The following is a 21,802-nucleotide window of genomic DNA, read 5'->3' as shown; positions in this document are numbered from 1 at the left end:
CGTTCACTGCCCTTGCTGACAAGCAGGTACCACAGGCGAGCACACGCCGGCATGCTCGATTGGGGCCAGAGATACCGCCGAGTGCATCCGCGCATAGGCTGAGGAATACTCCAGCTCGCCCGAAGCCTGGGCGTGAATGGTAAAGAGCGGCTGCCCCGCCTGAACCTGATCATGCAACCTCGCGTGCATTTCCACGCCGGCCACTTGGCGCACCGGTGCCCCGGCAAGTTTGGCGATACGGGCGAGATGCCGGTTGTCGATCTCGGTCACGATGCCATCCTGCTCAGCAACAACATCGCGACGGAAGATCGCTTCGCCCGGTACACGCAACCCGCCTTGCGCTTCACAGATCTCCTCGAACTTGCGCCACGCAGCGCCACTGTCAAGCAAGCGCGTCGCCAGTTGAAGTCCCGCGCCCTGCTCTGTCGCCTCGCAGAACTCCAGCAGCGCCGCAGCCAGCAGCAACGACCGTTCCCGCAAATCAAACGGTGCCGTTGGCGAGCGCTGCAGCACGCCCAGAACGTCTCGCGCTTCAAGCGCCGGGCCAATGCCTCGGCCAACGGGTTGAGCGCCGTCGGTACGCACGATCATGACGTGCACACCAAACGCTCGCGCTACGCGTTCGAGCAGCATGCGCAAACGCTCCAGATCCTGCAGGCGGCGCACTTTGGCCGTTGGCCCCACCGGCACGTCGATCAACACGTGGGTCGACCCAGCGGCGATCTTCTTCGACAGGATGGAGGCCACCAGTTGGGCATCGCTGTCGACATCCAGCGCCCGCTCCACGCGGATCAGCACATCGTCTGCGGGGCTCAGGCTCAGCGCACCTCCCCACGCCAATGAAGCCCCCACCCGATCAACGACGCGCCGCAGTTCCGTGGCGCTCAATGCTACGCGGGTGAGTGTTTCCATCGTGTCGGCAGTGCCGGCAGGTGAGGTGATCGCGCGTGAAGACGTCTTGGGCAGCAGCAGACCCGCCGCCGCCGCTATGGCCACCACGATCGGGCTGGTGCGATTGCCGGGCAGGCCGCCCACGCAATGCTTGTCCGCCACGATGGCGCGGTCCCATTTCAGACGTTCACCCGTATCCACCATGGCCTGCGTCAGGTCGATGGTCTCTTTGATGCTCATGCGCTCGCCGCCGCAAGCGCTTAGGAATGCTGCGATGTGGACATCGGCATAGCGCTCCTTGGCGATATCGCTCACGACGCTCGTCAGTTGGTGCGTATCCAGATGCGCTCCATAGATCTTGGCGCGCACCGCGCGCAACGACTCCAGCGCGGGGGCATGGCTGACCGTCACCACATCACCAGGTCTCGCCATCAGCGACTCGACGGCACTGACGGACAGGCTGACCTCGCACGTCTCCAGCAGGCCTGAACCGACCATATTGAGCGTGGCAATCAAGGACCGCTGACCAATCCGTACCTCCACCCGGGCCTGCGCGGTGAACCCTTCCGACCGGCAGATCGCACAGTCCGGATGCATATAGATGACGTGCTCCTGCCAGGTGTCGATGCCCAGGGGCTTGAAGGTCAGCCGGTCTGGCAGTACCGCTACCTCGGGCGGAGCAAGCATGGCGACGGCTCCCGATCGGCTTAGAGGCGAAAGCGGAAGTGGCCGCTATGCAGGGTGATCTGCTTGGACCCAGTCATCTCAAACATGGCCCGTGCTACGGCCTCGATATCGTTGCGGTGGCCGGAGAAAGCCTGCACAAGATCTTCCGAGCGGCACGACCGGGCGCCAAAGTGGTCTTCGAGTGCTTCTGCGGTAATGGCATAGGAGGCACTATTGCCATCCACCGAGGCGCCGCACAGCAACGTTGGGCCCGTCGCGCAGTAGGTTGGCTCGCAAGCCTGGAATTCGATCTGTTTCATGGTGCATCTCACACAGGGTTGGGGTCTTGCCTTTGTCAGCGTAGGAACCTCGCCCTTACCGCACAAGGCGCCGCGTAGCGGTGGGCAGAGGTAGATCAAACATGCTCGAAATCGCCACGACGATGGGTTCCGTCAGCTCAATGCGGTTCGTGGGGTGGGCAATGGTGTCGCAGGTGACCACGTCTGCGGCCACGGCACTCAGCTCGCTGTAGGCATCGGCGGAAAACACGGCGTGCACTGCTACGCATACGGGGCGCGGTAGCCCTGCCCTGCGTAACTGGTTGGCCGCTGCAATCATGGTGCGGCCCGTGGAGATGATGTCGTCGACCAATACAGGCGTGCGCTCCGCCCGCAAATCGGATCGGACTGCCGACACCTCCACGCTCCAGGCGCTGTGGCGCGTCTTGCTCAGAACAGTCCAGGGCGCGCCGCAGAGGTTGGCCACGTGTTCGACCCATTGGCGGCTTTCCTCGTCCGGCCCAACCAGCAGTGGATTGGTGACGTGGCTCTGCACCCACGCGGCCACGGCGGGTGCCGCCTGCACGGCGGTAGCGGGTACGCCATAGATGTCCGACAGGTTCGGAATGCGGTGCAGGTGAGGGTCGACGGCGACCAGCCAGTCGAAATAGCGCGTCAGCAGCTCGGCAAAATGCCGTGCCGCGCAGATCTCCCCCGGCTGGAAGATGGCGTCTTGCCGCATGTAGGCCAAATACGGTGCGACCAGTCCAACACGACTCGCCCCACCCTGGTGGGCGGCAATGGCAAGCCACAGCAGTGCCATGACCTTGTCGTCCGGCCTGTCCAACGTGCAGACGATGACCACTTCCGCATCGCTCACGGGCGTTTGCAGCCTCACGTGGAATTCACCATCGGGAAAGCGTTTCAGTGCGGCGTGTCCGATTTCGGCAGCCAGAGGCACGGCCAGCCGGGCAGCGGCGGCCTGATTGCCTGGCAAAGCCAGTACGACCCGCCTTTGCGGCTTGCCCGAGAACGTACGAAGTGACGTGAGCGGTTCCATGATCAACTCAGCGCATAGGACTGCCGGTACTCCGGCATGCACACAGGCCATTGCAGTTCGCGTTCGATCCGCTGACGCAAGGCGTCACTGGCGGCCGGCTCGCCATGGACGATGAACGTCTGCTGCGGCGCGCGCGAGAATCCACGCAGCCAGGACATCAGCTCGTTGGCATCGGCGTGGGCAGAAAGATTGGCGATCTGCTCAACCGTCGCACGGATGGCAACATCGCGGCCATGCACGCGCAACTGCCGCTGCCCGGCCAGCAGCGCCGCCCCACGCGTGCCGGCAGCCTGGAACCCTGACATCAGAATGGCATTGCGCTTGCCGCCGCCGAAGCTCTTGAGGTGATGCAAGACGCGGCCGCCCGTGGCCATGCCGCTGGCGGCGAGGATGATCTTCGGCGCGCGGTCGTTCGACAGATGCATCGACTGCTGCGGGCTTTGCACTGGAATCGCCAGCGCACAGGCCGCCTGGCAATCCACGGCATCGATATGCAGCTCGTCAACGTGACGGGCAAACACCTCGGTAGCCCGCTCGGCCATCGGGCTGTCAAGATAGATCGGTACGTGCGGAATCCGATGCGCCTGGATCAGCTTGTAGAGGCAATACAGCAGCGCCTGCGTGCGACCGACCGCAAATGCTGGAATCAGCAGCGTACCGCCCTGCTCCATGGTCCTGTGTACGATGCGTTCGAGTTCGTCGAGCGGATCGCCGGATGGATGCAGCCGATCCCCGTAGGTGGATTCCACCAGCAGGGTGTCGGCCTCTGCCACCGCCTCCGGCGGACGCATCACCGGATCGGTCTGCCGCCCCAAGTCGCCCGAGAACACGATGCGCCGGCCTTCCGCCAGCAGCGTCACGGTGGAGGCACCGATGATGTGTCCGGCACGGTGAAACTCGGCCTCAACCCCATCGGCCACAGAAAAGCGTTCCCCATAGTTCACCGGATGCAGCCTGCGCAACGCTTTGGCAGCGTCGTGCTCGTCGTAGAGCGGCAAGGCGGGATGGTGGCGTGAGAAGCCCTGCGCATTGGCGTACTGGGCATCTTCAACGGCAAGCCGTGCGCTATCGGGCAGCAGGATGTTGCACAGCTCGGCCGTGCCCTTCGTGCAGTAGACGGGGCCGCGAAACCCGTTGCGGACCAGCAGCGGCAGGTAGCCGCTGTGGTCGATATGGGCATGCGTGAGGACGACGGCGTCGATGTGGTGCGGATTGACAGCGAGCGCGTCCCAGTTCCGCAGTCGCAAGGACTTGTAGCCCTGGAACAGCCCGCAATCGACCATGACGCGATGCCCGCCTGCCTCCAGCACGTACTTCGAGCCGGTCACCGTTTCGGTGGCCCCGAGAAACTGCAATCGCATGCGCCGCTCCCGCGCTTAACGAATCGTGATGCGTTGCTGCGGAGAAGCCTCCTTCTTGGGCAACGTCACGCGCAACAGCCCGTTCTCGTAGGTGGCTTCCACCTTGCCTTCGTCGATGACGGCATCCAGCGTGAACATGCGTTGCATCGATCCGCTGTAACGCTCGCTGCGGATGACGCGCTCGCCTTCCTTCTTCTCGGACTGGCGCTCCACCTTGGCCGAGAGCATCACCGTGCCGCGGTCGACGGTCACGTCAATGTCTTCCTTCTTCGCGCCCGGGATTTCCGCAACGACGTTGTACGCGGTGTCGGATTCCGTCACGTCGACTTTGAACGGCAGTGCGCCGTCCACGCCACCGCGAAACGAACGCAGAAGCCCTTGAAAGATGTCGCCTACCGGTTCGATGGCGAATGGGTCGTAACGCCTGAGTTGGCTCATGACAGCCTCCTGATGAATGGCCCCATCACGCGCGGGGCCGACGCATTCATCGTGACACGGCGGGTCTGGTGCGTTTTGCGGCAGATCAACTGCCAAGCGTCTTGCCACCAGCGTGTACCTCATCGAGCGCACCTCGCATGGCCAGCGGCTGCCATTGCGGTGGTTTCGACAAACCGTGACTAAGCGCCGCTAAGTCTTCCGTGCCGTCGTACGCAACCAGCGCCATAGCAGCAACCCGCTGCCGGCCATGCCACCAAGATGTGCGAAGTGCGCGACATTGCCTTGTGTTCGACTCACGCCAAGTACCAATTCGACAATCGCGTACAGCGTTGCCAACAACCATGCTGGCATCGGAATGGGCGGGATCAGCGGAATGACCGTTCGATTCGGAAACAGAATGCAGTACGCCAGAAGCAAGCCAAATACGCCGCCAGAAGCACCAATCACCGGGCCGGCAGGCACGATTCCAAAGAAGGTGCACATGATTTGAGCGAATGCGGCACTCAAAATGCTGGACACATAGAGCAGCCAGGAACGTGGTGCACCCAGTGTCCGCTCAACATCGCGTCCAAACATATAGAGGCCGAGCATGTTGAGTGCCAGATGTGCGCCGTTCGCATGCAGGAATGCGTAGGTCAGTGGTTGCCATGGCATGAACACGCCGTGTACATCGCCCATCGATGTGGCCACCGGCCATAGTGCGAAAGCTCGTATCAGTACGTCTCCGGCAAAGAGCTCGGCGACAAACACGACCACATTGGCAAGGATGAGCAACTGAACCATGCGAACCCCTTTGATCTGTACTCACGATACGGATGCCAGCATTGGCGGGGTTGATCTGGCGCAACTCGGCGCTGGCCACACATGAAACCATGAGGTACTTGCGCACGGCGCAGCCGCCAAGCTCAGTCGCCACGCACGGATACCAGGCAACCCAGAGCACAAAGTTGAGGTTCTCTCATGCCGAAAGCGCTTGCAGCTCAGCATCCGGTCAACCAGACGATCGCCACGGTCTTCAATGAGATTGCCGATCTTCTTGAGGTTGAAGAGGCCAACCCATTCCGGGTGCGCGCCTATCGCAACGCCGCACGTGTCGTCGAAGGCTTGACGGAGGGTATCGACGCCATGCTGGCACGTGGTGCAGACCTGACTGAACTGCCGAGCATCGGTACAGACCTCGCCGCAAAGATGCGTGAGATTGTTGAAACAGGAACGTGCGCCATGCTCACCCGCGTGCGCGCAGAGGTTTCGCCATCCCTGGTTCAGCTCCTCGAGTTGCCGGGGCTCGGCCCCAAGCGTGCTCGCATCCTTCAGCATGAACTGGGGATCGGCACCTTGGATGAGCTGGCCAGAGCGGCGACGGCACATCAGATTCGCGAGCTTCATGGCTTTGGCCCCCAAAGCGAACTGCGCTTGCTGGAAGCCGTCAACGCGCGCCTGGAACGCCATCGCCGTTACGGGCTGGTCGTCGCCAAGCCATGTGCGGAAGCGCTGACGCGCTACCTGCTGGCAAGCGGCACGGTAGCGCAACTTGTGGTCGCGGGCAGCTATCGAAGGGGTCTCGATACCGTTGGCGATCTAGACCTCCTGGCAACGACCCAGCACGCTTCACAGGTCATTGCGTCCTTTGTACGCTACCAAGAAGTGGCTCGCCAGATTTCAGCCGGAACAACCCGCGCAAGCGTCGTATTGAAGAACGGCATGCAGATCGACTTGCGGGTGGTACGGCCCGACGCCTTTGGGGCCGCGCTGGTGTATTTCACGGGTTCGAAATCGCACAACATCAAGCTGCGCAAACTCGCGCAGGCGCAAGGCCTGAAGATCAACGAGTACGGTGTGTTCCGAGAGAAAGCGCGCGTGGCCGGCAAAACCGAAGCATCGGTCTATCGTGCCATTGGTCTGCCGTGGATCTGCCCGGAGCTGCGCGAAGACCAAGGCGAGATCGAGGCCGCACACCAGGGGCACTTGCCCTCGCTCTTGGAGGAGCGCGACATCAAGGGGGACCTTCACGTCCACACGTCTGCCAGCGATGGCACAGCAAGCCTGGAAGCGATGGCCACGCAGGCTCGCTCGCGTGGCCTTCAATACCTAGCGATTACCGATCAATCACCGCGGCTCGCTGTCACGCATGGCTTGACCGCTGAACGACTGGCCGCACAGGCCGATGCAATTGACCGATTCAATGCCGAGCACGCTGGGTGGCCTGTGCTGCTCAAGGGTGTCGAAGTCGACATTCTGGAAGACGGCTCGTTGGATCTGCCCGACGCTGTCTTGAAGCATCTGGATCTTGTCGTCGGCGCCGTCCACAGCCACTTCAGTCTGCCGGCGCAGAAGCAGACCGCCCGTCTCCTCCGCGCGATCGACCATCCGCATTTCACCATCCTGGCGCACCCGCTGGGGCGGTTGATTGGCGAGCGCAGCGCCTGTAATTTGGACCTGCAGCGCGTCCTGAAGGCAATTGCGCAGCGCGGCTGCTACGTGGAGGCCAACGCGCAACCGGCGCGACTTGACCTGGCTGATCATGGATGCCGGCTGGCAAAAGCCGACGGCGTACTCGTGAGTATCGCTTCAGATGCGCACGGCCCGGCGGACCTGGCCAACCTGTCCTTTGGTATCACACAAGCACGGCGAGCGTGGCTCGGGGCAGCAGACGTGCTCAATACGCGCTCGCTCGAGGCACTGCTTCCCATGTTACGGCGAACCATGTGAGCGTCACTCACACCTGGGCTGGCTCTCGTATTGGTGCATGAAATACGCGCATGCATGGCCGGAGGATGACCAACCGCCCAAGACACCGCACAAGAGCGACACGTTTGCGCGACGTCAATCCAGAAACTGTTGCAGCGTCTACCCTTCGTTTGAGCACGGATCCCACAGGGGCCGCTTCCTTCCAAAAAGCTGCACACGGAGACAGCAATGCAACAACCACTGGATATGACTGGCAATCTGGCATCCGCGACATTGCGTAGTGCCGGACAAGCCGCGGAATTCCTTCTCGAAGCGCAGATTGAGTTTGCTCGCATGCGTCTCAAGATTGCGGAAGCCGCGTTGGAAGATATGCGCGAGATGGAGCACGAACTTGGCAGTGCAGGTGACTTGGCATCGTTGGCAGTCCTGCAGAGCACGTTTGCCAAGATGCAGTCGACGCATAGCGCTACCGCTCTGCGATCATGGATCGATTTCATCAACAGCCTGCAAGCAGCCTATCTTCGCCAGCTGACGAGTTGGAATGGCCAGATGCAGAGCCCTGAAGCCCAGACTGCAAGCGCACAGCTATTCACGGCATCCGCCGATTCGCTGCGATCCTTCTTCAACAGTTTCAGCGTGGCTGCCGAGCGCAACGCTGCGGCACAGGAAGCCAATCAACCACAACCGGCGGCGAAAACGCCACGTGTGCGCGCTGCCTAGCTCAGTGCAAAACCAAGCCGAACGGCCCGGTCCTGAACCACATGCGCGCGCCATTGTTGTACACGGCAGAGGAAGACCGGTTCAGCACCCTGGCAAATAGCGAGGTCATCTCGATCATCACAAACACCGCAAAGGTGATGCCCACCAGCAAGCCGCTCAGCTTGGCCTTGTCGTTGACCCAGCGCTTGTAGGCGAGTTTGAGAGTGGCTGGCACATGTGCCCTCCGCGGTCATGCACGGCGGGCGTGTCAGGCCTTGTAGCGAGTCACGCGCCGGCCTTTGATGTGCCGCAAAGGCGGCGCACGTCTTGCGTGTGGATGCGCTACAGGGTGTCGTCGTCCGGGAACAAGCGATGGCGTATCGCATAGCGCACCAGCGCGGCCTCGCTGGACACCTGCAGCTTGTCCATCAAGCGCATCTTGTAGGTGCTGATGGTCTTGGCGCTCACGCACAGGCTGGTAGCAATCTCCGTCAGCGGTTCCCCGCGTACCAGCCGGCGGTAGACCTCCATCTCCCGGTCGGACAGGCGGGTGTGCGCGGCCTCTTCGTTGGACTCCCCCAGGCTATGTGCCAGTTTTTCGGCCATGGGCGGGCTGACATAGGTGCCGCCGCGCGCCACCTTTTGCAGCGCCGTCACCAGTTCGGTTGCGGCGCTTTCCTTGGTCAGATAGGCTGCTGCCCCGGCGCGGAAAGCCCGTGCGACGTACTGCTCCTCTGCGTGCATGGTCAGCACCAGCACACGTACGGTCGGGTGATCGTCATGCAACTGGCGCAACAGCTCCAGCCCACTGCGCCCCGGCATCGATAGGTCAAGCACGATCACCTGCGGCTGGTGCTCGCGCACGAGCTGCAGCACCTGGGTGCCGTCGGACGCTTCGCAGGCGACTTCGAAATCTCCAGCCCGCTCCAGGATATGGCGTACGCCGTCGCGCATGACAGCGTGATCGTCGGCAATCATCACGCGGATCATGGTCCGGTCTCCTCGGTCACTTCGTGGGCAGCAGGAAAGCGCACGCTCACCCGAAATCCGTTGTTTGGCGTATGCGTGATGGAGGCCTGACCGCCCAGCAGACGCGCGCGCTCGCGAATGCCCAACAGCCCCAGCGGCTTGCGCTCACCCGCTGCGGGCGGCACCCCGCTCCAGCCACGGCCGTTGTCCTGAATCGACAGTTCAAGCATGCTGCCTTGCTGCACAAACTCGATATCGACGCGGGTCGCGTCGGCATGGCGCACCACGTTGTTGAGCGCCTCCTGCACAATCCGGAACACCGAGATTGCCGCACGCTCCTGCAGCGGCGTCTCCTGAGCGTGTACGTTGACGATCAGCCCAAAGCGCTGACGGAAGTTCTTGCCGATCCACTCGATGGCTGGCACCAGCCCGAGTTCATCGAGCAACGGCGGACGAAGATCTGCAGAAATCTGCCGCACCGCCGCAATGGTCTCGTCAATCACGCGTTGCATGGCCTCTGTCTGAGAGATGAGCGCCCTGTCATTTTCCCCGGCCTGCAAATCCGTCGCCAGCAGTGAGATGTCCATCTTGAGCGCGCTCAGGCGCTGCCCAAGGTCATCGTGCAGCTCCCGGGCGATGCGATGCCGTTCTTCCTCCCGCGAAGCCAGAATGCTGTCCGATAGATGCTGCAACTCCTCTTGCGAGCGCCGCAGCGCAGCTTCTGCCCGCATGCGCTCCGTGGTGTCGCGCAGCATCACGGTAAAGAGCTTGCCGCCATTCACCTCGATCTGCGAGATCGACGCCTCGATCGGGAATTCCCGGCCGTCGGCATGCAGCGCGAACAGCGGACGCTGCTTGCCCATCTGGCGCTCTGATACGCCCGTCACGCCAAAACGCCGCACGTGTGCCTCATGTGCACCGCGAAACCGTTCCGGCATGAAATCGGACAGCGGACGGCCGATGGCATGCTTGGCCGGGCATCCGAACAGGGTTTCCGCCATGGGATTGAACAGAACGATGCGCTGGGCATCATCCACGGAAATGATGGCTTCCATGGAGGAGCGGATGATGCCCGCCAACCGGGCCTCGCTCTTCTCCAGATCGGTCAGATCCTTGGCCACCGCTGCCCGCAGCATGCGGAGTCGTAACCAATAGAAGACGAGCGCCAGGACGACCGCAATGCTTGCCAGGGCTAACAATACGAACGGCGCATCCCGGGCCTGAAGTGCCATGGCAAGCCAGGCGACTGACGCAGCCAGCAGCAGAATGGCCAACCCGCCCGCCACCAGTTCGGCCGGTGTGGAACGCGATAGAAACAGGCGCCTGCGCGACGCCCTCTTTGAGGAATGGCTGTCTTGCTCCACCACAGATGCCACCAAAAAAGGCCGGGATGCACACAACATAGCGCATTCAGATGGCGGCAGATACTAGCCGTGTGATGGATGCGCCTCAGAAGAGCTCGCCGTCCTTGTCAGGGATCCCTGACAGCATCGCAGCGTATGCCGACGCACATCTCAGCGCCGCCTGATTTCGCGCAAACGCCGCACCTTCGATACTGAGCATACGGACACCGAACTGTGGCTGCATGCGGTGGCCGATCCCGCTCCGCCCAACCAGGCGCGGGACCTAAATACAGTGCGTGCCCTCCGGAGGCCCCATGATTCCGAGCTCTCTCCAAGCCCAGACGTCCGTCGACGTTGTCCGCCCCACGTCCCTGCCCCCGCTCAAGCTGGTCCGCGATGCAACACGGAGCAGCCAAACAGCCAGCCCGGCGCTGAGCAGCCAGTGCGCCAACTGCATGATGCATTGGGCGTGTATCACCGCAGCCGTACCTTCCACGCAACAAGAACAGCTGGACCGGTTGGTGCATACCTGGCGCAAGGTCGGCAAAGGCGAATCGCTGTTCCGTGCGGGCGACACCTTTCATGCGCTGTATGCCATCCGCTCCGGCTCCTTCAAGACGGTCGTTTCTCACCCCAATGGCACGAACCATGTGACGGGCTTCCAGTTGGCGGGGGAAACCCTTGGTCTCGATGGCATTGCCGCCGATCGTCATACGTGCGACGCAATTGCCCTGGAAGACAGCACCGTCTGCTCGATGCCCTTCCACTGTGTTGAAGACCTGTGCCAGGACATTCGTCCGCTGCAGCGTCGGCTCCACCAACTGATGGCGGAAGAAATCGTGCGCGAATCCGGGTTGATGCTGCTGCTGGCTGGGCTGACAGCAGAGGCGCGCGTCGCCACCTTCCTACTCAATCTGTCCACACGCATGCAAGACCGGGGCTATTCCGGGTCCAGCTTTACGCTGCGGATGACGCGCGAAGAGATTGGCAGCTATCTGGGCATGCAGCTGGAAACCGTCAGCCGAGCGCTGTCGCGGTTCCAGCGCGAAGGCTGGATCGCGGTGAGCGGCAAGCAGATTGAGATTGCCAACAAATCGGCGCTCAGTGAACTGTAGCCGCTCGATGGAAGGCAAGCGCCGCCGTTGAAGATGCTGGCGGCGCTGCCCTGCCATCAAGTGGCGAGCTGCAGATGGTCGATGACTTCCGTCACGCCAGGCGCAGACCACGCGGCCCCCGTGGCCGCCTTGCGTTCCGATGCGGAGTCGACGCGGCCACTCAACGTCACCGTCCCGCCCTGTACGGACACCTGGATATGGTTGGCTTCGCGCGCGGCATGACGCTGGAGTGCCGCCCCGATCTGCTGCGTAATGTTGGCCGGCACCACGCGCGACTTGATCTTCAGGCGGTTGATCAACCCGGCCACGCCACGCAGTGAACCGACGGCATGCGCCGCAAGTTCACACTGGTAAGGCCAATCCAGCTCGCCCGAGAGCGTCACCCACCCGTTCTCCACCAGAACTTCGATGCGGTTGGATGGCAGGCTGGAATGCCACTCCAGAGCTGAGCGCGCCGCCTCGGCAACGTCCGCGTCCGTGTGTGTACCGGGCAATCGCACTTCGATCTTCTGAACCACGCCGCGCACACCCGCAACGCGTTCGGCTGCGTGCTCTGCCGCAACCTTCTCAAGATAGCTATGTACGTGCCCAGTGAGTGTCACCACCCCGTGGTCGACTTCCACACCCACGCCTGCCGCATCCACCGCGGGCTCCCAGAGCAGTTCGTCATTGACGTCCTGCTTGATACTCAAGTCGCTTTTCATACCTCACTCCTACTGTGCTTACGCTAGCCCGCTAGCCCCACTTGCGCTCTCGCAATGCCTGGCAGCTCAGGCAGCGCAGTGCGGTTGGCTGCGCTTGCAGGCGCAAGAAGGGAATCGCCTCGCCGCAATCCACACAGATTCCGTACTGCTGCTCCTGCATGCGTTGTCGTGCGGCATCAACCTGCGCAAGCTCGTTTCTGTAGTGAGCGAGCATGATGTCGTTCGTCTGGTCACCAGCCTCTTGATCCGCCAGGTCTGCGTTCTCGACGGGTGCCTCGCGAGAGGCTGGCTTGGTGGCCGCGCGCAGTGTTACCAGTTGACGCTGTGTACGCGCCTCTTGTTCGTCGAGCAATGTGTTGAGCCGCACCCATTGCGCCTCGGTAAAGCGGTCCATGCACACTCTCCTGCCGTCGATCTGATGCGCAATCCCTGCGTAGAGGTTTCAGGCCTCGGTCGGTGACAGCCATGCCGGCCGGCGCTTGGATTGATCCCACTTGCCGGCGGTCTGCACTTGCTCGATGAAACCCGAGATCTCTTGCTGGGAAAGACCACTGAGCACATCGCGCTGGCAAAGTGCCAAGACGGGTGCCGGAATGGCGGAGGTGATGCGCGCGATCTCTTCCATGGCGCTGAATGCCCCACGCGACGCCATGACGCAAATCACCGACAGGTTCGCTGAGAACGGCGATTGATCCGCCAGGAAATCCCGCATCGGCGAGGCCAGATGCCCCATCCAGATTGGCGCCAGCACAACAACCTGGTCGACCTCATCCAACGGCGGTCCGGCATAGTGATACTTGGCGCGCTTGTGGAATAGCGTTTCGATCACGCAGCGCAGATCGCCAAGAATGCCGGCACGCGGATACTCATCCGAAACCTCGGCAAGCTGCCAACCGCTTTGCGCCGCCATCAGTTCAGCCACCTGGCGTGCCGTGCCGGTGCGCGAGTAGTAAACGATCAGGTTCTTTTCCATGGCAAATGTCCGGAATGGATCAGGTTGGGAGATGCGTCGCCGTGGGTCAGGTGCCCACCCAAAGGTGGTCGATCACGGCACGTACACCTGGCGCGTCCATGGCGGCCTCGCGCGCGGCACGGCATTCATGCAGATTGCGCAGGGGCCCGTACAGCGTGACCGTGCCATCCGCCACCACGACATTGATCCGCGCGGCGTCGAGAACGGCCTGGCGCTGCAGCGCCTTGACGATGCGCTCAGACAGGTCAGCCGGGCCAGCGGCTTCCCGTAGGGTCAATGCGTTGGCAACCGATGTCACGCCGCGCACACGCTGCACGGTATCCAGTGCTGCACGACGCTGAAAATCTTGGTCAACCTCGCCCCGCAAGGTCACTGCACCGTCCTCGACCATGACGCGAATGGCGTCGGCAGGCACGGCGGTATTCCAGTGGAGGGCGTCGCTGATAGCTTGAGCGATTTCCTCGTCAGGGCGCCGCATATCGGGCGGCACGCGCACCTGCACGTGCACAACAAGCGCGGTCACACCAGCTACCCGGCGAATGGCTTCCTCTGCGGCATGCTTGTCCGCAAAGCTATCGGCACTGCCCGAAATCGTGACGACGCCGTTCTTGACGCGAACGGAAAACCGGTCGGCATCCACAGCCGGATCCCATTGCAGTTCTTCTTCCACGTCGCTCTTGAGCTGGATGTCGTTCTTCATGGTGGTCTCCTGGAACAACGTCCGGACTCAGTGAGACAGCAAGACCGGTACGGTCATCGTCTTGAGCAGCGTGCGCGTCACCCCACCAAGCACGAGTTCACGCAAACGGCTGTGCCCGTAGCCCCCCATCACGATCAGGTCTGCGCTGAAATCGGCGGCGCGCGACAGCAGCATCTCGCCAACTGCGACGTCGGAATCCACACAACGCGCTTCCTCAACCGTGGGTTCAATGCCATGTGCCAGCAGTGCGCGGGCGACTTGGCCAACGGTCGTGTCCTCCGCCCAATGTTGCGGGCGGTCACCCGTCATTTGCAGCACCCGTACGGTGTTTCCGGACATCAGCGGCATGGCATCGTGCAGCGCACGTGCCGACTCTCGGCCACCGCTCCACGCCACTAGCACCTTCTGCGCCACGCTCGTAAAGCGGCCTGCATACGGCACGACCAGTACCGGCCGGCCTGACTCAAGGATCAGCGTTTCAACAAAATCGGGGGCAACAAAGCTCTCGGCGTCGCTCGCGTCTTCCTGGCCGACAACCAACAGGTCTGCTTCACGAGCCTGACGCAACACCTCAGCCAGCGGATCACCGTCGACTGCCCGCCATTCCGTCTCAACAGGAACGGATTGCATCGCCTCACGAAAACGCGCGTGTACAACGTCCCGAACACGGTCGCGCCGATTGCGGTCCTCTTCCAAGTAATGCGCTGCGCCTTCCATCCGGTAGAACCAGTTCGGGCTTGGCGCAAAGCTTGCGTAGACAGCGATGAGCTTTGCGTGGTGCGCCTGCGCGTAGCACGCGGCAAGACTGAGGCGGTGCACCGCGCGCTCGCTGGCATCCAGGTGCACCATCACACTGGCATAGGTCATGATTGAGTTCTCTTCTGTTTCAAAGGCAGCGCACACTAGGCGATGGCGAGGTTGGCAAGCGGTTCCGTCATGGTGTGCTCGGTTTCAGGCGGAACGGCCCGCACCAGCAACACCGGGAGGGTGCTTTGCCGGGTCACGCTCTCCGCCACGCTACCGAGCAGCATGCGACGGAATCCACGCCGACCGTGCGTGCCGAGTACCAGCAGCTTGGCCTGAGCGTCGTTGGCCATTTGCTCAATCGCAAAACCGACGTCAAAGCTGCCAATCGGGTCGTTCACAACCACGCCTTTGACACGGACACCCGCTTTCTCAGCTTTGGCTTTTGCATCCGCCACAATCTGCTTACCTGCATCGATCAGCATCTCCGTAAAGCCACGTACGTCGATGTAACCGACGTCGTACCTGAGGTAGCTGTTGTCGATCACGTGGGCGATGACGAGCTCGGCATCCAGCTTGAGCGCAAGCTGGATTGCCTCACCCAGGGCGCGATCCGCAGTAGGACTGCCGTCCACTGCCACCATAATCCGGTCGTACATGATGTGCCTCCACATTGAATCGGCCGAGCGCCCAAGCACGGGCTGACGTGATTCCATGTTGGACCACTGGATGAATTGACCCTTGATTTACATCAGCGTTTGCCCACCCGCGAAGCGGCTCAACCCCACTTGATCTGCCTCAAAGGGGTCGGTGTGCAACTCGCTAGACTTTTCCCTTGCCCACCGCCGCCAGCAATCGCTACGTCTACGTGGGGCCACCACATCTTGTGCGGGATCAACTTCCGAACTCTGCCCGTTCATATAGTGAAAACGTACGCGCATCGGAGTCCAGCATGAGGGTCAGTGAGATTTGCTCCCACCGCATCGTCCACGTTCCGGTATCCGCAACGCTGCAGACGGCCGCTCGGCTGATGCGAGACCAATGCCTGCGGGCGTTATTCGTGACTGAGCACGGCGTAACAGGAATGCGGGTTGTCGGCATCGTGACGGACCGCGACATGGTGGTGCATGGCATCGCCAGCCAGGCCAATTGCGCTCAAACCACCGTGTCCGAAGTCATGACGCGCGGCGTGCTGACCATTCAGGGGCATGCAGTCATCAGCGAAGCACTGCGCACCATGCTCGGTCACGGCCTGCATCGCCTTGCGGTGATTGACGATCAGCAGCAGCTCATCGGCATGCTGACTCTGGATGACACCATCCGCGCGATCGGCGGCGAATGGACTCTGTTGGCCGGCATTCTCGGCCGCGACCGGTGCACCGATCATGGTTCCGAAACCCTGTCTCCAATCACCGTTTCGGACGTCCACCCGATTTCATTTCATCAGTAGGAGCGCTGCCATGTTTCCCAATGTTGGAACCACCGACCGCGTCATTCGCATCCTGATCGGTATCGTGATGATTCTGCTGGCGCTGTTCAGCAAGGTACCGGCCTGGGTTGGATGGCTTGGCCTGGTACCGCTACTCACCGGCCTCATCCGCATGTGCCCGGTCTATTGGATGATGGGCATCGGCCGAGATTGACTAGGCGGCAATCCAAAATATCATCCAGCTTGCAACGAGCGCGGTCAGCAAGCCGACAGCGACCTGACCCGCAAATGCTTTCCCCCCACTGGTTGCAACAACCACTTTGGTCAGGGTGTTGACGGACAACGCCAGCATGATGAGTGCGCCTGCGGCCAAACGCGCAATTGCTCCGCCAGCCGCCTGGGTAGCGATAGCAGCGGTGGCAGCATGCACATCAGCTAACGCACCAAACAATGTAACTGCGACCACCGCAACGGTCCCAAACCACTCCCGCGACACCGCTGCGATCAGCAGCAAGGTTGCCGTCCACAGCCCAAAGCCGACGGCGGCGCGCCAATGAATTGAAGAGGACGCATTGTCCCCCTCCGCTTCAAGCGCCGCGCTGTCACGCATCATCCAAAATCCTGCCCAGCCCGCCGTCACCAGCACGCCAACGGCAAGCGGTATCACCAAGGACCGCAGTAAGGCAGGATCGATCGCAAGCACCAGCAACGCCATCTGTACCAATGTTGCAACGTTCGACAGCAATGCTGCAGCAACAGCCCCGCTTGTTGACGAACGTTTCGCGCGTGCCCGTGCCCCCATGCTTGCAATGGTCGCCACGCTGGACGCAAAACCGCTGAACAAGCCTGCCAACGGGAGTCCGATGCGGTCGCCAAGCCATCGCACCGCCACGTGACCGACATTTCCCATCAGCATGACGAGCAACACCGCCAACCAGAGCGAATGCGGGTTCCAGGCCTGCAGCGGGCCCATGGATCGATCGGGAATCGCAGGCCAGATGAGCAATGCCGCGACGGCGAGCGTCAGCAAGTCAGCAAGCTCACGCTGTGTGATCACCGTGCGGGCGAATCGATGCAACGCCGTTTTGGCGTACAGCAACATCAGCAGTACCGTCCCCAGCGCGGCAGCCATTTCCGGCTCGCTCACGGCGTATGCGCCCAGCAGGGTCGTTGCGACAAGCGCTAGTTCCGTGGTCAGCCCGGGATCGTCTTCGGCCGAGTGGTGATACTCGACAGCGGCGAGCGCCGCAATACCAAGTAGGACGCTAGGCACCGCAAATGGAATGGGAAGGCTCGCAGCAATCGCCCCCGCCAACCCCGCGATCGCAAACGTCCTCATTCCAGCGGGCAACTCTTCAACACCTGCGTGGCTTCGCTCTCGCTCAAGACCGATGGCTAGCGCCAAGCCCAACGCAACGGAAAACGACAGTAGCGAGGACATTCCTTTTACGGCTTCAATATTGCGTTCGTTCAGTATGGCCAGCGGCGGGTCGCCCCCTTTGATCTAGCGCAGTTGCTGGCCCGGTGTCCAAGCGATGGCCCAACATGGGTCGTTCATACTGGACATGTGCTTTGTGTGCGGAGGCGTCCATGCTCAATTCGATGCAAGCCATGGTTCTCGATGGCGCGCGTAGACCTTTGCAGCTGCGAAACGTGCCAGTCCCGAATCCGGGCCTGGGTGAAGTGCGAATCGCGGTATCGGTGTGTGGGGTATGCCGCACCGATCTGCATATCGTGGATGGTGAGCTTCCCAACCCCAAGGCATCGCTCATTCCCGGCCACGAAATCGTGGGCGTGGTCGAATCCTGTGGCCCGGACGTTTCTTCGCCTGCGCCAGGCGATCGAGTTGGGGTGCCCTGGCTTGGCTGGACATGTGGAGCCTGCCCGTTCTGTTTGAGCGGGCACGAGAACCTGTGCGACCACCCTGCCTTCACGGGCTACACGCGTGACGGCGGCTATGCCGAATACGTGGTCTGCGATGCCCGGTACTGCCTGCCCATTCCAGAGCAGTATGACGATGCGCATGCGGCTCCGCTGCTGTGCGCAGGCCTGATCGGCTACCGCACGCTAGGCATGGCTGGAGATGCGCGTCGAATCGGCATCTATGGCTTTGGTGCGGCAGCGCATCTGGTCACCCAGATCGCCGTGGCGGAGCAGCGCAAAGTGTTCGCCTTCACACGCGCCGGAGACACTGCCGCACAGCAGCTTGCCCTGGCAACAGGCGCCAGTTGGGCTGGATCGAGCGATCAATCTGCGCCAGAGCTGCTGGATGCGGCCTTGATCTTTGCTCCGGTTGGGGCGCTGATACCACAAGCCCTGCTGGCTGTCGCCAAGGGGGGCACCGTGGTCTGTGGCGGCATTCACATGAGCGATATTCCGTCGTTCCCGTACCGGCTGCTGTGGGAGGAACGCAAGCTCATGTCGGTCGCCAACCTGACCCGCGCGGATGGTCTTGCGCTGATGCGTGTGGCATCGGCAATCCCACTAAAGGTTCATGTCACGCCGTACCGGCTGCAAGATGCCAACACCGCACTGGATGACCTGCGCGCTGGGCACGTTGCCGGTGCCGCAGTACTGAGGGTGACGCCTGACAAGCGTTGATGTGCGTCAAGGGGGCGCCCTCCATGCGGTCTACGCTGGTGACACGCGGCACCATCCCGCATGATCCCCTTGGAGACCACCATGTACCAACGCATCCTGCTCGCTATCGACGGAAGTCATGCATCGCTCCTCGCATTGCATCAGGCCATCGTCGTAGGCAAAGCCACTGGCGCAGAGGTCGAGGCCTTGTTTGTGGCTGACAACTCGGACTTGACCTTCGACATGGTCGGCTGCGACTCAGTTGCCTACGCAAAGCGTGTGCTCGAGGTGGGCCGGGAAACCCTGGCCAGCGCGGCGACCAAACTGGAGACGGCCGGCATCAAACACTCGACCAAGCTGCTGGAGCGAGGCATCGCACCCGGCCAGATCTCGGCGACCATCGTGGCGGAAGCCAACGAGAACGGAGCGGACCTGATCGTACTTGGTACGCACGGCCGGAGTGGGCTCAGCCATCTGGTGCTGGGCAGTGTGGCCGAAGGCGTGGTTCGCAAGACCAATAAACCTGTGCTGATGGTTCGCAGCGAGGTTGAAGAGTGACCAGCAGCGCAAGCCTTGAGCATGCTTGTCACGCGTAGAAGCCAAGCCGGTCGCTAGCGCAATTGAGAGAGGTCATCTGGATTCTCGGGGCGACCGGAAAAATCGGACCATTCTGGGATAGGTTCAGAAACGGTAGCTCGGCGCGAAATGGCTCCGAGATATCGACGAAGCGCACGTAGTGCGTACTATCCATGGCCGCGCTGTGCGTCTTCGGCACGATACTGACCTTGGCACTCGCCGTCTTCTTGGTCGTCGCCGCCTCTACCGCCAACCTGATCTGCTGGCCGGCGATGGTCACCGATAGCCACCGCAACCTATTTCTTTGAAAATCAATACGTTACGGCGGCTTCTCTATAGCTGGCGATCGTCCTCGAAGAACCTGGTTCTATTCCCACTCAATCGTCGCAGGCGGCTTGCCGGAAATGTCATACACGACTCGGCTCAATCCACGCACCTCATTGATAACGCGGTTCGACACGCGGCCGAGCAGCGCATACGGCAGATGCGCCCAGTGCGCGGTCATGAAGTCAGTCGTCTGCACCGCACGCATGGCCGTCACGTAGTCATACGTGCGGCCATCGCCCATCACGCCCACGGACTTGACTGGCACAAACACCGCAAACGCCTGGCTGGTCAGGTCGTACCAGCTCTTGCCCACATCCGCCTCCGTGCACAGGCCGGCGGCAGCATCCTGCGCCGTGGCCTTGGTGCCGCGCAGTTCTTCGATGAAGATCGCATCGGCGCGGCGCAGCAGGTCCGCGTACTCGCGCTTGACCTCACCCAGAATGCGCACGCCCAGGCCCGGACCCGGGAACGGATGGCGATACACCATCTCGTGCGGCAGGCCCAGCGCCACGCCCAGCTCGCGCACTTCGTCCTTGAACAGATCCCGCAGCGGCTCGAGCAGCTTCAGACCCAGCGTTTCCGGCAGGCCACCCACGTTGTGGTGGCTCTTGATGGTGGTTGCCTTCTTCGTCTTGGTGCCGCCCGACTCGACCACGTCCGGATAGATCGTGCCCTGCGCCAGCCACTTCGCGTTGGAGAGCTTCTTGGCTTCTGCCTGGAACACTTCGACGAACTCGCGGCCGATGATCTTGCGCTTGGCTTCCGGGTCGGTCACGCCGGCCAGGTGGCCGAGGAACTGCTCGGAGGCATCCACGTGCACGACCTTGGCGTGCAGGCGGCCGGCGAACATGTCCATCACCATCTTGCCTTCGTCCAGGCGCAGCAGGCCGTGGTCGACAAACACGCAGGTGAGCTGGTCGCCAATCGCACGGTGGATCAGCGCTGCAGCCACTGACGAATCCACACCGCCCGACAGACCCAGGATCACCTCTTCATCGCCCACCTGTTCGCGGATGCGCTGAACGGCTTCCTCGATGTGGTCGCGCATGACCCAGTCCGGCTTGGCACCGGCGATCTCCAGCACAAAGCGCTCAAGCAGCGCGCGGCCTTGCACGGTGTGCGTGACTTCCGGGTGGAACTGCACGGCGTAGTAGCCGCGCGCCTCGTCGGCCATGCCGGCGACCGGGCAGCTCGGCGTGGACGCCAGCAGCTTGAAGCCCGGCGGCAGCTCGGTAACCTTGTCGCCGTGGCTCATCCATACCTTGAGCATGCCGTGGCCTTCCGGCGTGGCGAAGTCCTGGATGTCCTTGAGCAGGCGGGTGTGGCCATGGGCACGCACCTCGGCGTAGCCGAATTCACGGTGGTCGCTCCACTCCACCTTGCCGCCCAGCTGCACGGCCATGGTCTGCATGCCGTAGCAGATGCCGAGCACCGGAACACCCAGGTCCCACACGGCTTGGGGCGCGCGCAGCTGGTGGTCTTCATAGGTGCTGGCGTGGCTGCCGGACAGGATGATGGCCTTGGGTGCGAACTCGCGCACAAAGGCGTCGGACACATCGTTCGGGTGGATTTCGCAGTAGACGTGCGCCTCGCGCACGCGACGCGCGATCAGTTGCGTGACCTGCGAGCCGAAATCAAGGATGAGGACTTTGTCGTGCATGTTGTGGAGGAATGGAATCGGCAATCGTGTCGACTTCAGTGCCGGGGCCGTAGCCAGGCGGCGGCATGTAGGCGGGTTCTTTGCGCTCGGCGGCTTCCGCGCGCTGGCGTTCGCGCTCGGCAGCGGCATCGTCGCGGGCTTTCTGCGCGCGCTCGCGTTCATTGGTGCGCACACGGCGCGAGGCGGGAATCTGCACGGCGGAAAACGCCGCCAGCACCGCAGCAAACGTCGGCAGCCAGATGCGGCCCGCGCCTTCCACCGGCAGGTGGAAGAACAGCAGCCAGGCAATCACCAGCACGGCCACGGCCAGGTTCACATGGCCGACCACCTGCGCCACGGCGGTGGTCAGTTGCCCGTTGATGGTGGCTTGCCACAGCAGCCAAGCCAGCCCGATCAGCGTGACGCCGAGGAGTTGGCCGTACATCGCCGGTTCCGGCTGCGGCAGTTGCAGCGCGCCGAAGATGGACGTCATCGGCGAAGCCAGGAGGACGAGACCGACGCACAGTGCGACAGCCGCATCCAGAAACAGAACGAGTCGCAAAAGCGCTTTCATCAGTGTCTCCAGTTGCGGGTGGCCGCCCGTGCTCCGGCCACCGGTTAA

The 21,802-nt window shown here is 62.2% G+C and carries 25 protein-coding genes and 1 pseudogene; 7 read left to right on the top strand and 19 right to left on the bottom strand.

All coding sequences use genetic code 11. The features are described from left to right. Nucleotides 1-3 precede the first annotated feature (3 nt). The 6 genes from ACS13N_RS15360 to ACS13N_RS15335 all read right to left on the bottom strand — a co-directional run bounded on the left by ACS13N_RS15360 (nucleotide 4) and on the right by ACS13N_RS15335 (nucleotide 5,477). Entirely contained in the window at nucleotides 4-1,578 is a 1,575-nt protein-coding gene (locus ACS13N_RS15360) for a thymidine phosphorylase family protein (protein ID WP_438932428.1), read from the bottom strand. Nucleotides 1,579-1,598: 20 nt separating this feature from the next. Beyond that, complete coding sequence (locus tag ACS13N_RS15355) at nucleotides 1,599-1,877, bottom strand: DUF1488 domain-containing protein (protein ID WP_438932427.1); 279 nt, start codon at nucleotides 1,875-1,877, stop codon at nucleotides 1,599-1,601. 55 nt (nucleotides 1,878-1,932) lie between these two features. Continuing rightward, a complete protein-coding gene (locus ACS13N_RS15350; RefSeq protein WP_438932426.1) occupies nucleotides 1,933-2,895 on the bottom strand; it encodes a ribose-phosphate pyrophosphokinase in 963 nt (320 codons plus the stop codon). A gap of 2 nt (nucleotides 2,896-2,897) precedes the next feature. Beyond that, nucleotides 2,898-4,256, bottom strand: coding sequence for an MBL fold metallo-hydrolase RNA specificity domain-containing protein (locus ACS13N_RS15345; protein ID WP_438932425.1), 1,359 nt, complete (start codon nucleotides 4,254-4,256; stop codon nucleotides 2,898-2,900). Between the two features lie 15 nt (nucleotides 4,257-4,271). After that, on the bottom strand, nucleotides 4,272-4,694 hold the full coding sequence (locus tag ACS13N_RS15340) for an Hsp20/alpha crystallin family protein (RefSeq protein WP_438932424.1): 423 nt from the start codon (nucleotides 4,692-4,694) through the stop codon (nucleotides 4,272-4,274). Nucleotides 4,695-4,883: 189 nt separating this feature from the next. Then, nucleotides 4,884-5,477 (bottom strand): rhomboid family intramembrane serine protease, encoded by a 594-nt coding sequence (locus ACS13N_RS15335; RefSeq protein ID WP_438932423.1) that lies wholly within the window; start codon nucleotides 5,475-5,477, stop codon nucleotides 4,884-4,886. 177 nt (nucleotides 5,478-5,654) lie between these two features. Between ACS13N_RS15335 and polX the strand changes: the two genes are divergently transcribed. Next, the gene (gene polX / locus ACS13N_RS15330) at nucleotides 5,655-7,403 is read left to right on the top strand and encodes a DNA polymerase/3'-5' exonuclease PolX (protein WP_438932422.1); all 1,749 of its coding nucleotides are present in this window, start codon (nucleotides 5,655-5,657) and stop codon (nucleotides 7,401-7,403) included. Nucleotides 7,404-7,610: 207 nt separating this feature from the next. Further along, nucleotides 7,611-8,102 carry a hypothetical protein gene (locus tag ACS13N_RS15325; protein ID WP_438932421.1) on the top strand — a complete coding sequence of 164 codons (492 nt, stop codon included), beginning with the start codon at nucleotides 7,611-7,613 and terminating at the stop codon, nucleotides 8,100-8,102. Between the two features lie 37 nt (nucleotides 8,103-8,139). On the opposite strand, the pseudogene ACS13N_RS15320 reads toward ACS13N_RS15325, so the two are convergent. The 3 genes and pseudogenes from ACS13N_RS15320 to ACS13N_RS15310 form a co-directional block, all read right to left on the bottom strand. Then, nucleotides 8,140-8,316, bottom strand: a pseudogene (locus ACS13N_RS15320) (ABC transporter permease); the annotation flags it as partial. Between the two features lie 107 nt (nucleotides 8,317-8,423). After that, a complete protein-coding gene (locus tag ACS13N_RS15315) occupies nucleotides 8,424-9,071 on the bottom strand; it encodes a response regulator (protein WP_438932420.1) in 648 nt (215 codons plus the stop codon). Beyond that, nucleotides 9,068-10,453: a PAS domain-containing sensor histidine kinase gene (locus tag ACS13N_RS15310; protein ID WP_438932419.1), complete on the bottom strand. Its 1,386-nt coding sequence runs from the start codon at nucleotides 10,451-10,453 to the stop codon at nucleotides 9,068-9,070. The genes ACS13N_RS15315 and ACS13N_RS15310 overlap by 4 nt, the downstream gene beginning before the upstream one ends. Before the next feature lie 254 nt (nucleotides 10,454-10,707). On the opposite strand from ACS13N_RS15310, the gene ACS13N_RS15305 reads away from it, so the two are divergent. Then, nucleotides 10,708-11,508 carry a helix-turn-helix domain-containing protein gene (locus tag ACS13N_RS15305; protein WP_438932418.1) on the top strand — a complete coding sequence of 267 codons (801 nt, stop codon included), beginning with the start codon at nucleotides 10,708-10,710 and terminating at the stop codon, nucleotides 11,506-11,508. Between the two features lie 56 nt (nucleotides 11,509-11,564). Here ACS13N_RS15305 and ACS13N_RS15300 read toward each other — a convergent pair whose 3' ends face one another. From ACS13N_RS15300 to ACS13N_RS15275, 6 genes are read right to left on the bottom strand one after another with little or no spacing between them, the layout of a single operon-like run. Further along, nucleotides 11,565-12,212, bottom strand: a complete 648-nt coding sequence (locus ACS13N_RS15300; RefSeq protein WP_048932078.1) for a BON domain-containing protein — start codon at nucleotides 12,210-12,212, stop codon at nucleotides 11,565-11,567. A 31-nt stretch (nucleotides 12,213-12,243) separates the two neighbouring features. Continuing rightward, on the bottom strand, nucleotides 12,244-12,606 hold the full coding sequence (locus tag ACS13N_RS15295; protein WP_438932417.1) for a TraR/DksA family transcriptional regulator: 363 nt from the start codon (nucleotides 12,604-12,606) through the stop codon (nucleotides 12,244-12,246). Nucleotides 12,607-12,654: 48 nt separating this feature from the next. Then, nucleotides 12,655-13,185: a flavodoxin family protein gene (locus tag ACS13N_RS15290; RefSeq protein ID WP_438932416.1), complete on the bottom strand. Its 531-nt coding sequence runs from the start codon at nucleotides 13,183-13,185 to the stop codon at nucleotides 12,655-12,657. A gap of 46 nt (nucleotides 13,186-13,231) precedes the next feature. Beyond that, the gene (locus tag ACS13N_RS15285) at nucleotides 13,232-13,885 is read right to left on the bottom strand and encodes a BON domain-containing protein (protein WP_438932415.1); all 654 of its coding nucleotides are present in this window, start codon (nucleotides 13,883-13,885) and stop codon (nucleotides 13,232-13,234) included. 27 nt (nucleotides 13,886-13,912) lie between these two features. Further along, on the bottom strand, nucleotides 13,913-14,752 hold the full coding sequence (locus ACS13N_RS15280; RefSeq protein WP_438932414.1) for a universal stress protein: 840 nt from the start codon (nucleotides 14,750-14,752) through the stop codon (nucleotides 13,913-13,915). 35 nt (nucleotides 14,753-14,787) lie between these two features. After that, nucleotides 14,788-15,288: a universal stress protein gene (locus ACS13N_RS15275; RefSeq protein ID WP_438932413.1), complete on the bottom strand. Its 501-nt coding sequence runs from the start codon at nucleotides 15,286-15,288 to the stop codon at nucleotides 14,788-14,790. A gap of 293 nt (nucleotides 15,289-15,581) precedes the next feature. Between ACS13N_RS15275 and ACS13N_RS15270 the strand changes: the two genes are divergently transcribed. Continuing rightward, the gene (locus tag ACS13N_RS15270; protein WP_438932412.1) at nucleotides 15,582-16,079 is read left to right on the top strand and encodes a CBS domain-containing protein; all 498 of its coding nucleotides are present in this window, start codon (nucleotides 15,582-15,584) and stop codon (nucleotides 16,077-16,079) included. A gap of 10 nt (nucleotides 16,080-16,089) precedes the next feature. Then, complete coding sequence (locus ACS13N_RS15265) at nucleotides 16,090-16,272, top strand: YgaP family membrane protein (protein ID WP_438932411.1); 183 nt, start codon at nucleotides 16,090-16,092, stop codon at nucleotides 16,270-16,272. Here ACS13N_RS15265 and ACS13N_RS15260 read toward each other — a convergent pair whose 3' ends face one another. Next, entirely contained in the window at nucleotides 16,273-17,499 is a 1,227-nt protein-coding gene (locus tag ACS13N_RS15260) for an MgtC/SapB family protein (RefSeq protein WP_438932410.1), read from the bottom strand. Nucleotides 17,500-17,648: 149 nt separating this feature from the next. On the opposite strand from ACS13N_RS15260, the gene ACS13N_RS15255 reads away from it, so the two are divergent. Both ACS13N_RS15255 and ACS13N_RS15250 read left to right on the top strand, forming a co-directional pair. Beyond that, on the top strand, nucleotides 17,649-18,659 hold the full coding sequence (locus ACS13N_RS15255) for a zinc-dependent alcohol dehydrogenase family protein (protein WP_438932409.1): 1,011 nt from the start codon (nucleotides 17,649-17,651) through the stop codon (nucleotides 18,657-18,659). 81 nt (nucleotides 18,660-18,740) lie between these two features. After that, a complete protein-coding gene (locus tag ACS13N_RS15250) occupies nucleotides 18,741-19,196 on the top strand; it encodes a universal stress protein (protein ID WP_438932408.1) in 456 nt (151 codons plus the stop codon). A 28-nt stretch (nucleotides 19,197-19,224) separates the two neighbouring features. Here the strand turns inward: ACS13N_RS15250 and ACS13N_RS15245 are convergent, their stop codons facing one another. From ACS13N_RS15245 to ACS13N_RS15235, 3 genes are all read right to left on the bottom strand, one after another. Next, a complete protein-coding gene (locus ACS13N_RS15245) occupies nucleotides 19,225-19,494 on the bottom strand; it encodes a hypothetical protein (protein WP_438932407.1) in 270 nt (89 codons plus the stop codon). A gap of 87 nt (nucleotides 19,495-19,581) precedes the next feature. Continuing rightward, nucleotides 19,582-21,201, bottom strand: coding sequence for a glutamine-hydrolyzing GMP synthase (gene guaA / locus ACS13N_RS15240; protein ID WP_438932406.1), 1,620 nt, complete (start codon nucleotides 21,199-21,201; stop codon nucleotides 19,582-19,584). Next, the gene (locus tag ACS13N_RS15235; protein WP_438932405.1) at nucleotides 21,176-21,754 is read right to left on the bottom strand and encodes a hypothetical protein; all 579 of its coding nucleotides are present in this window, start codon (nucleotides 21,752-21,754) and stop codon (nucleotides 21,176-21,178) included. The genes guaA and ACS13N_RS15235 overlap by 26 nt, the downstream gene beginning before the upstream one ends. Nucleotides 21,755-21,802 lie beyond the last annotated feature (48 nt).

Source organism: Ralstonia sp. 24A2 (genome assembly GCF_051783885.1).
Classification (GTDB): domain Bacteria; phylum Pseudomonadota; class Gammaproteobacteria; order Burkholderiales; family Burkholderiaceae; genus Ralstonia.
Note: the sequence above shows the minus strand (reverse complement) of the source record. Positions and strands in the feature narration are given on the sequence as shown.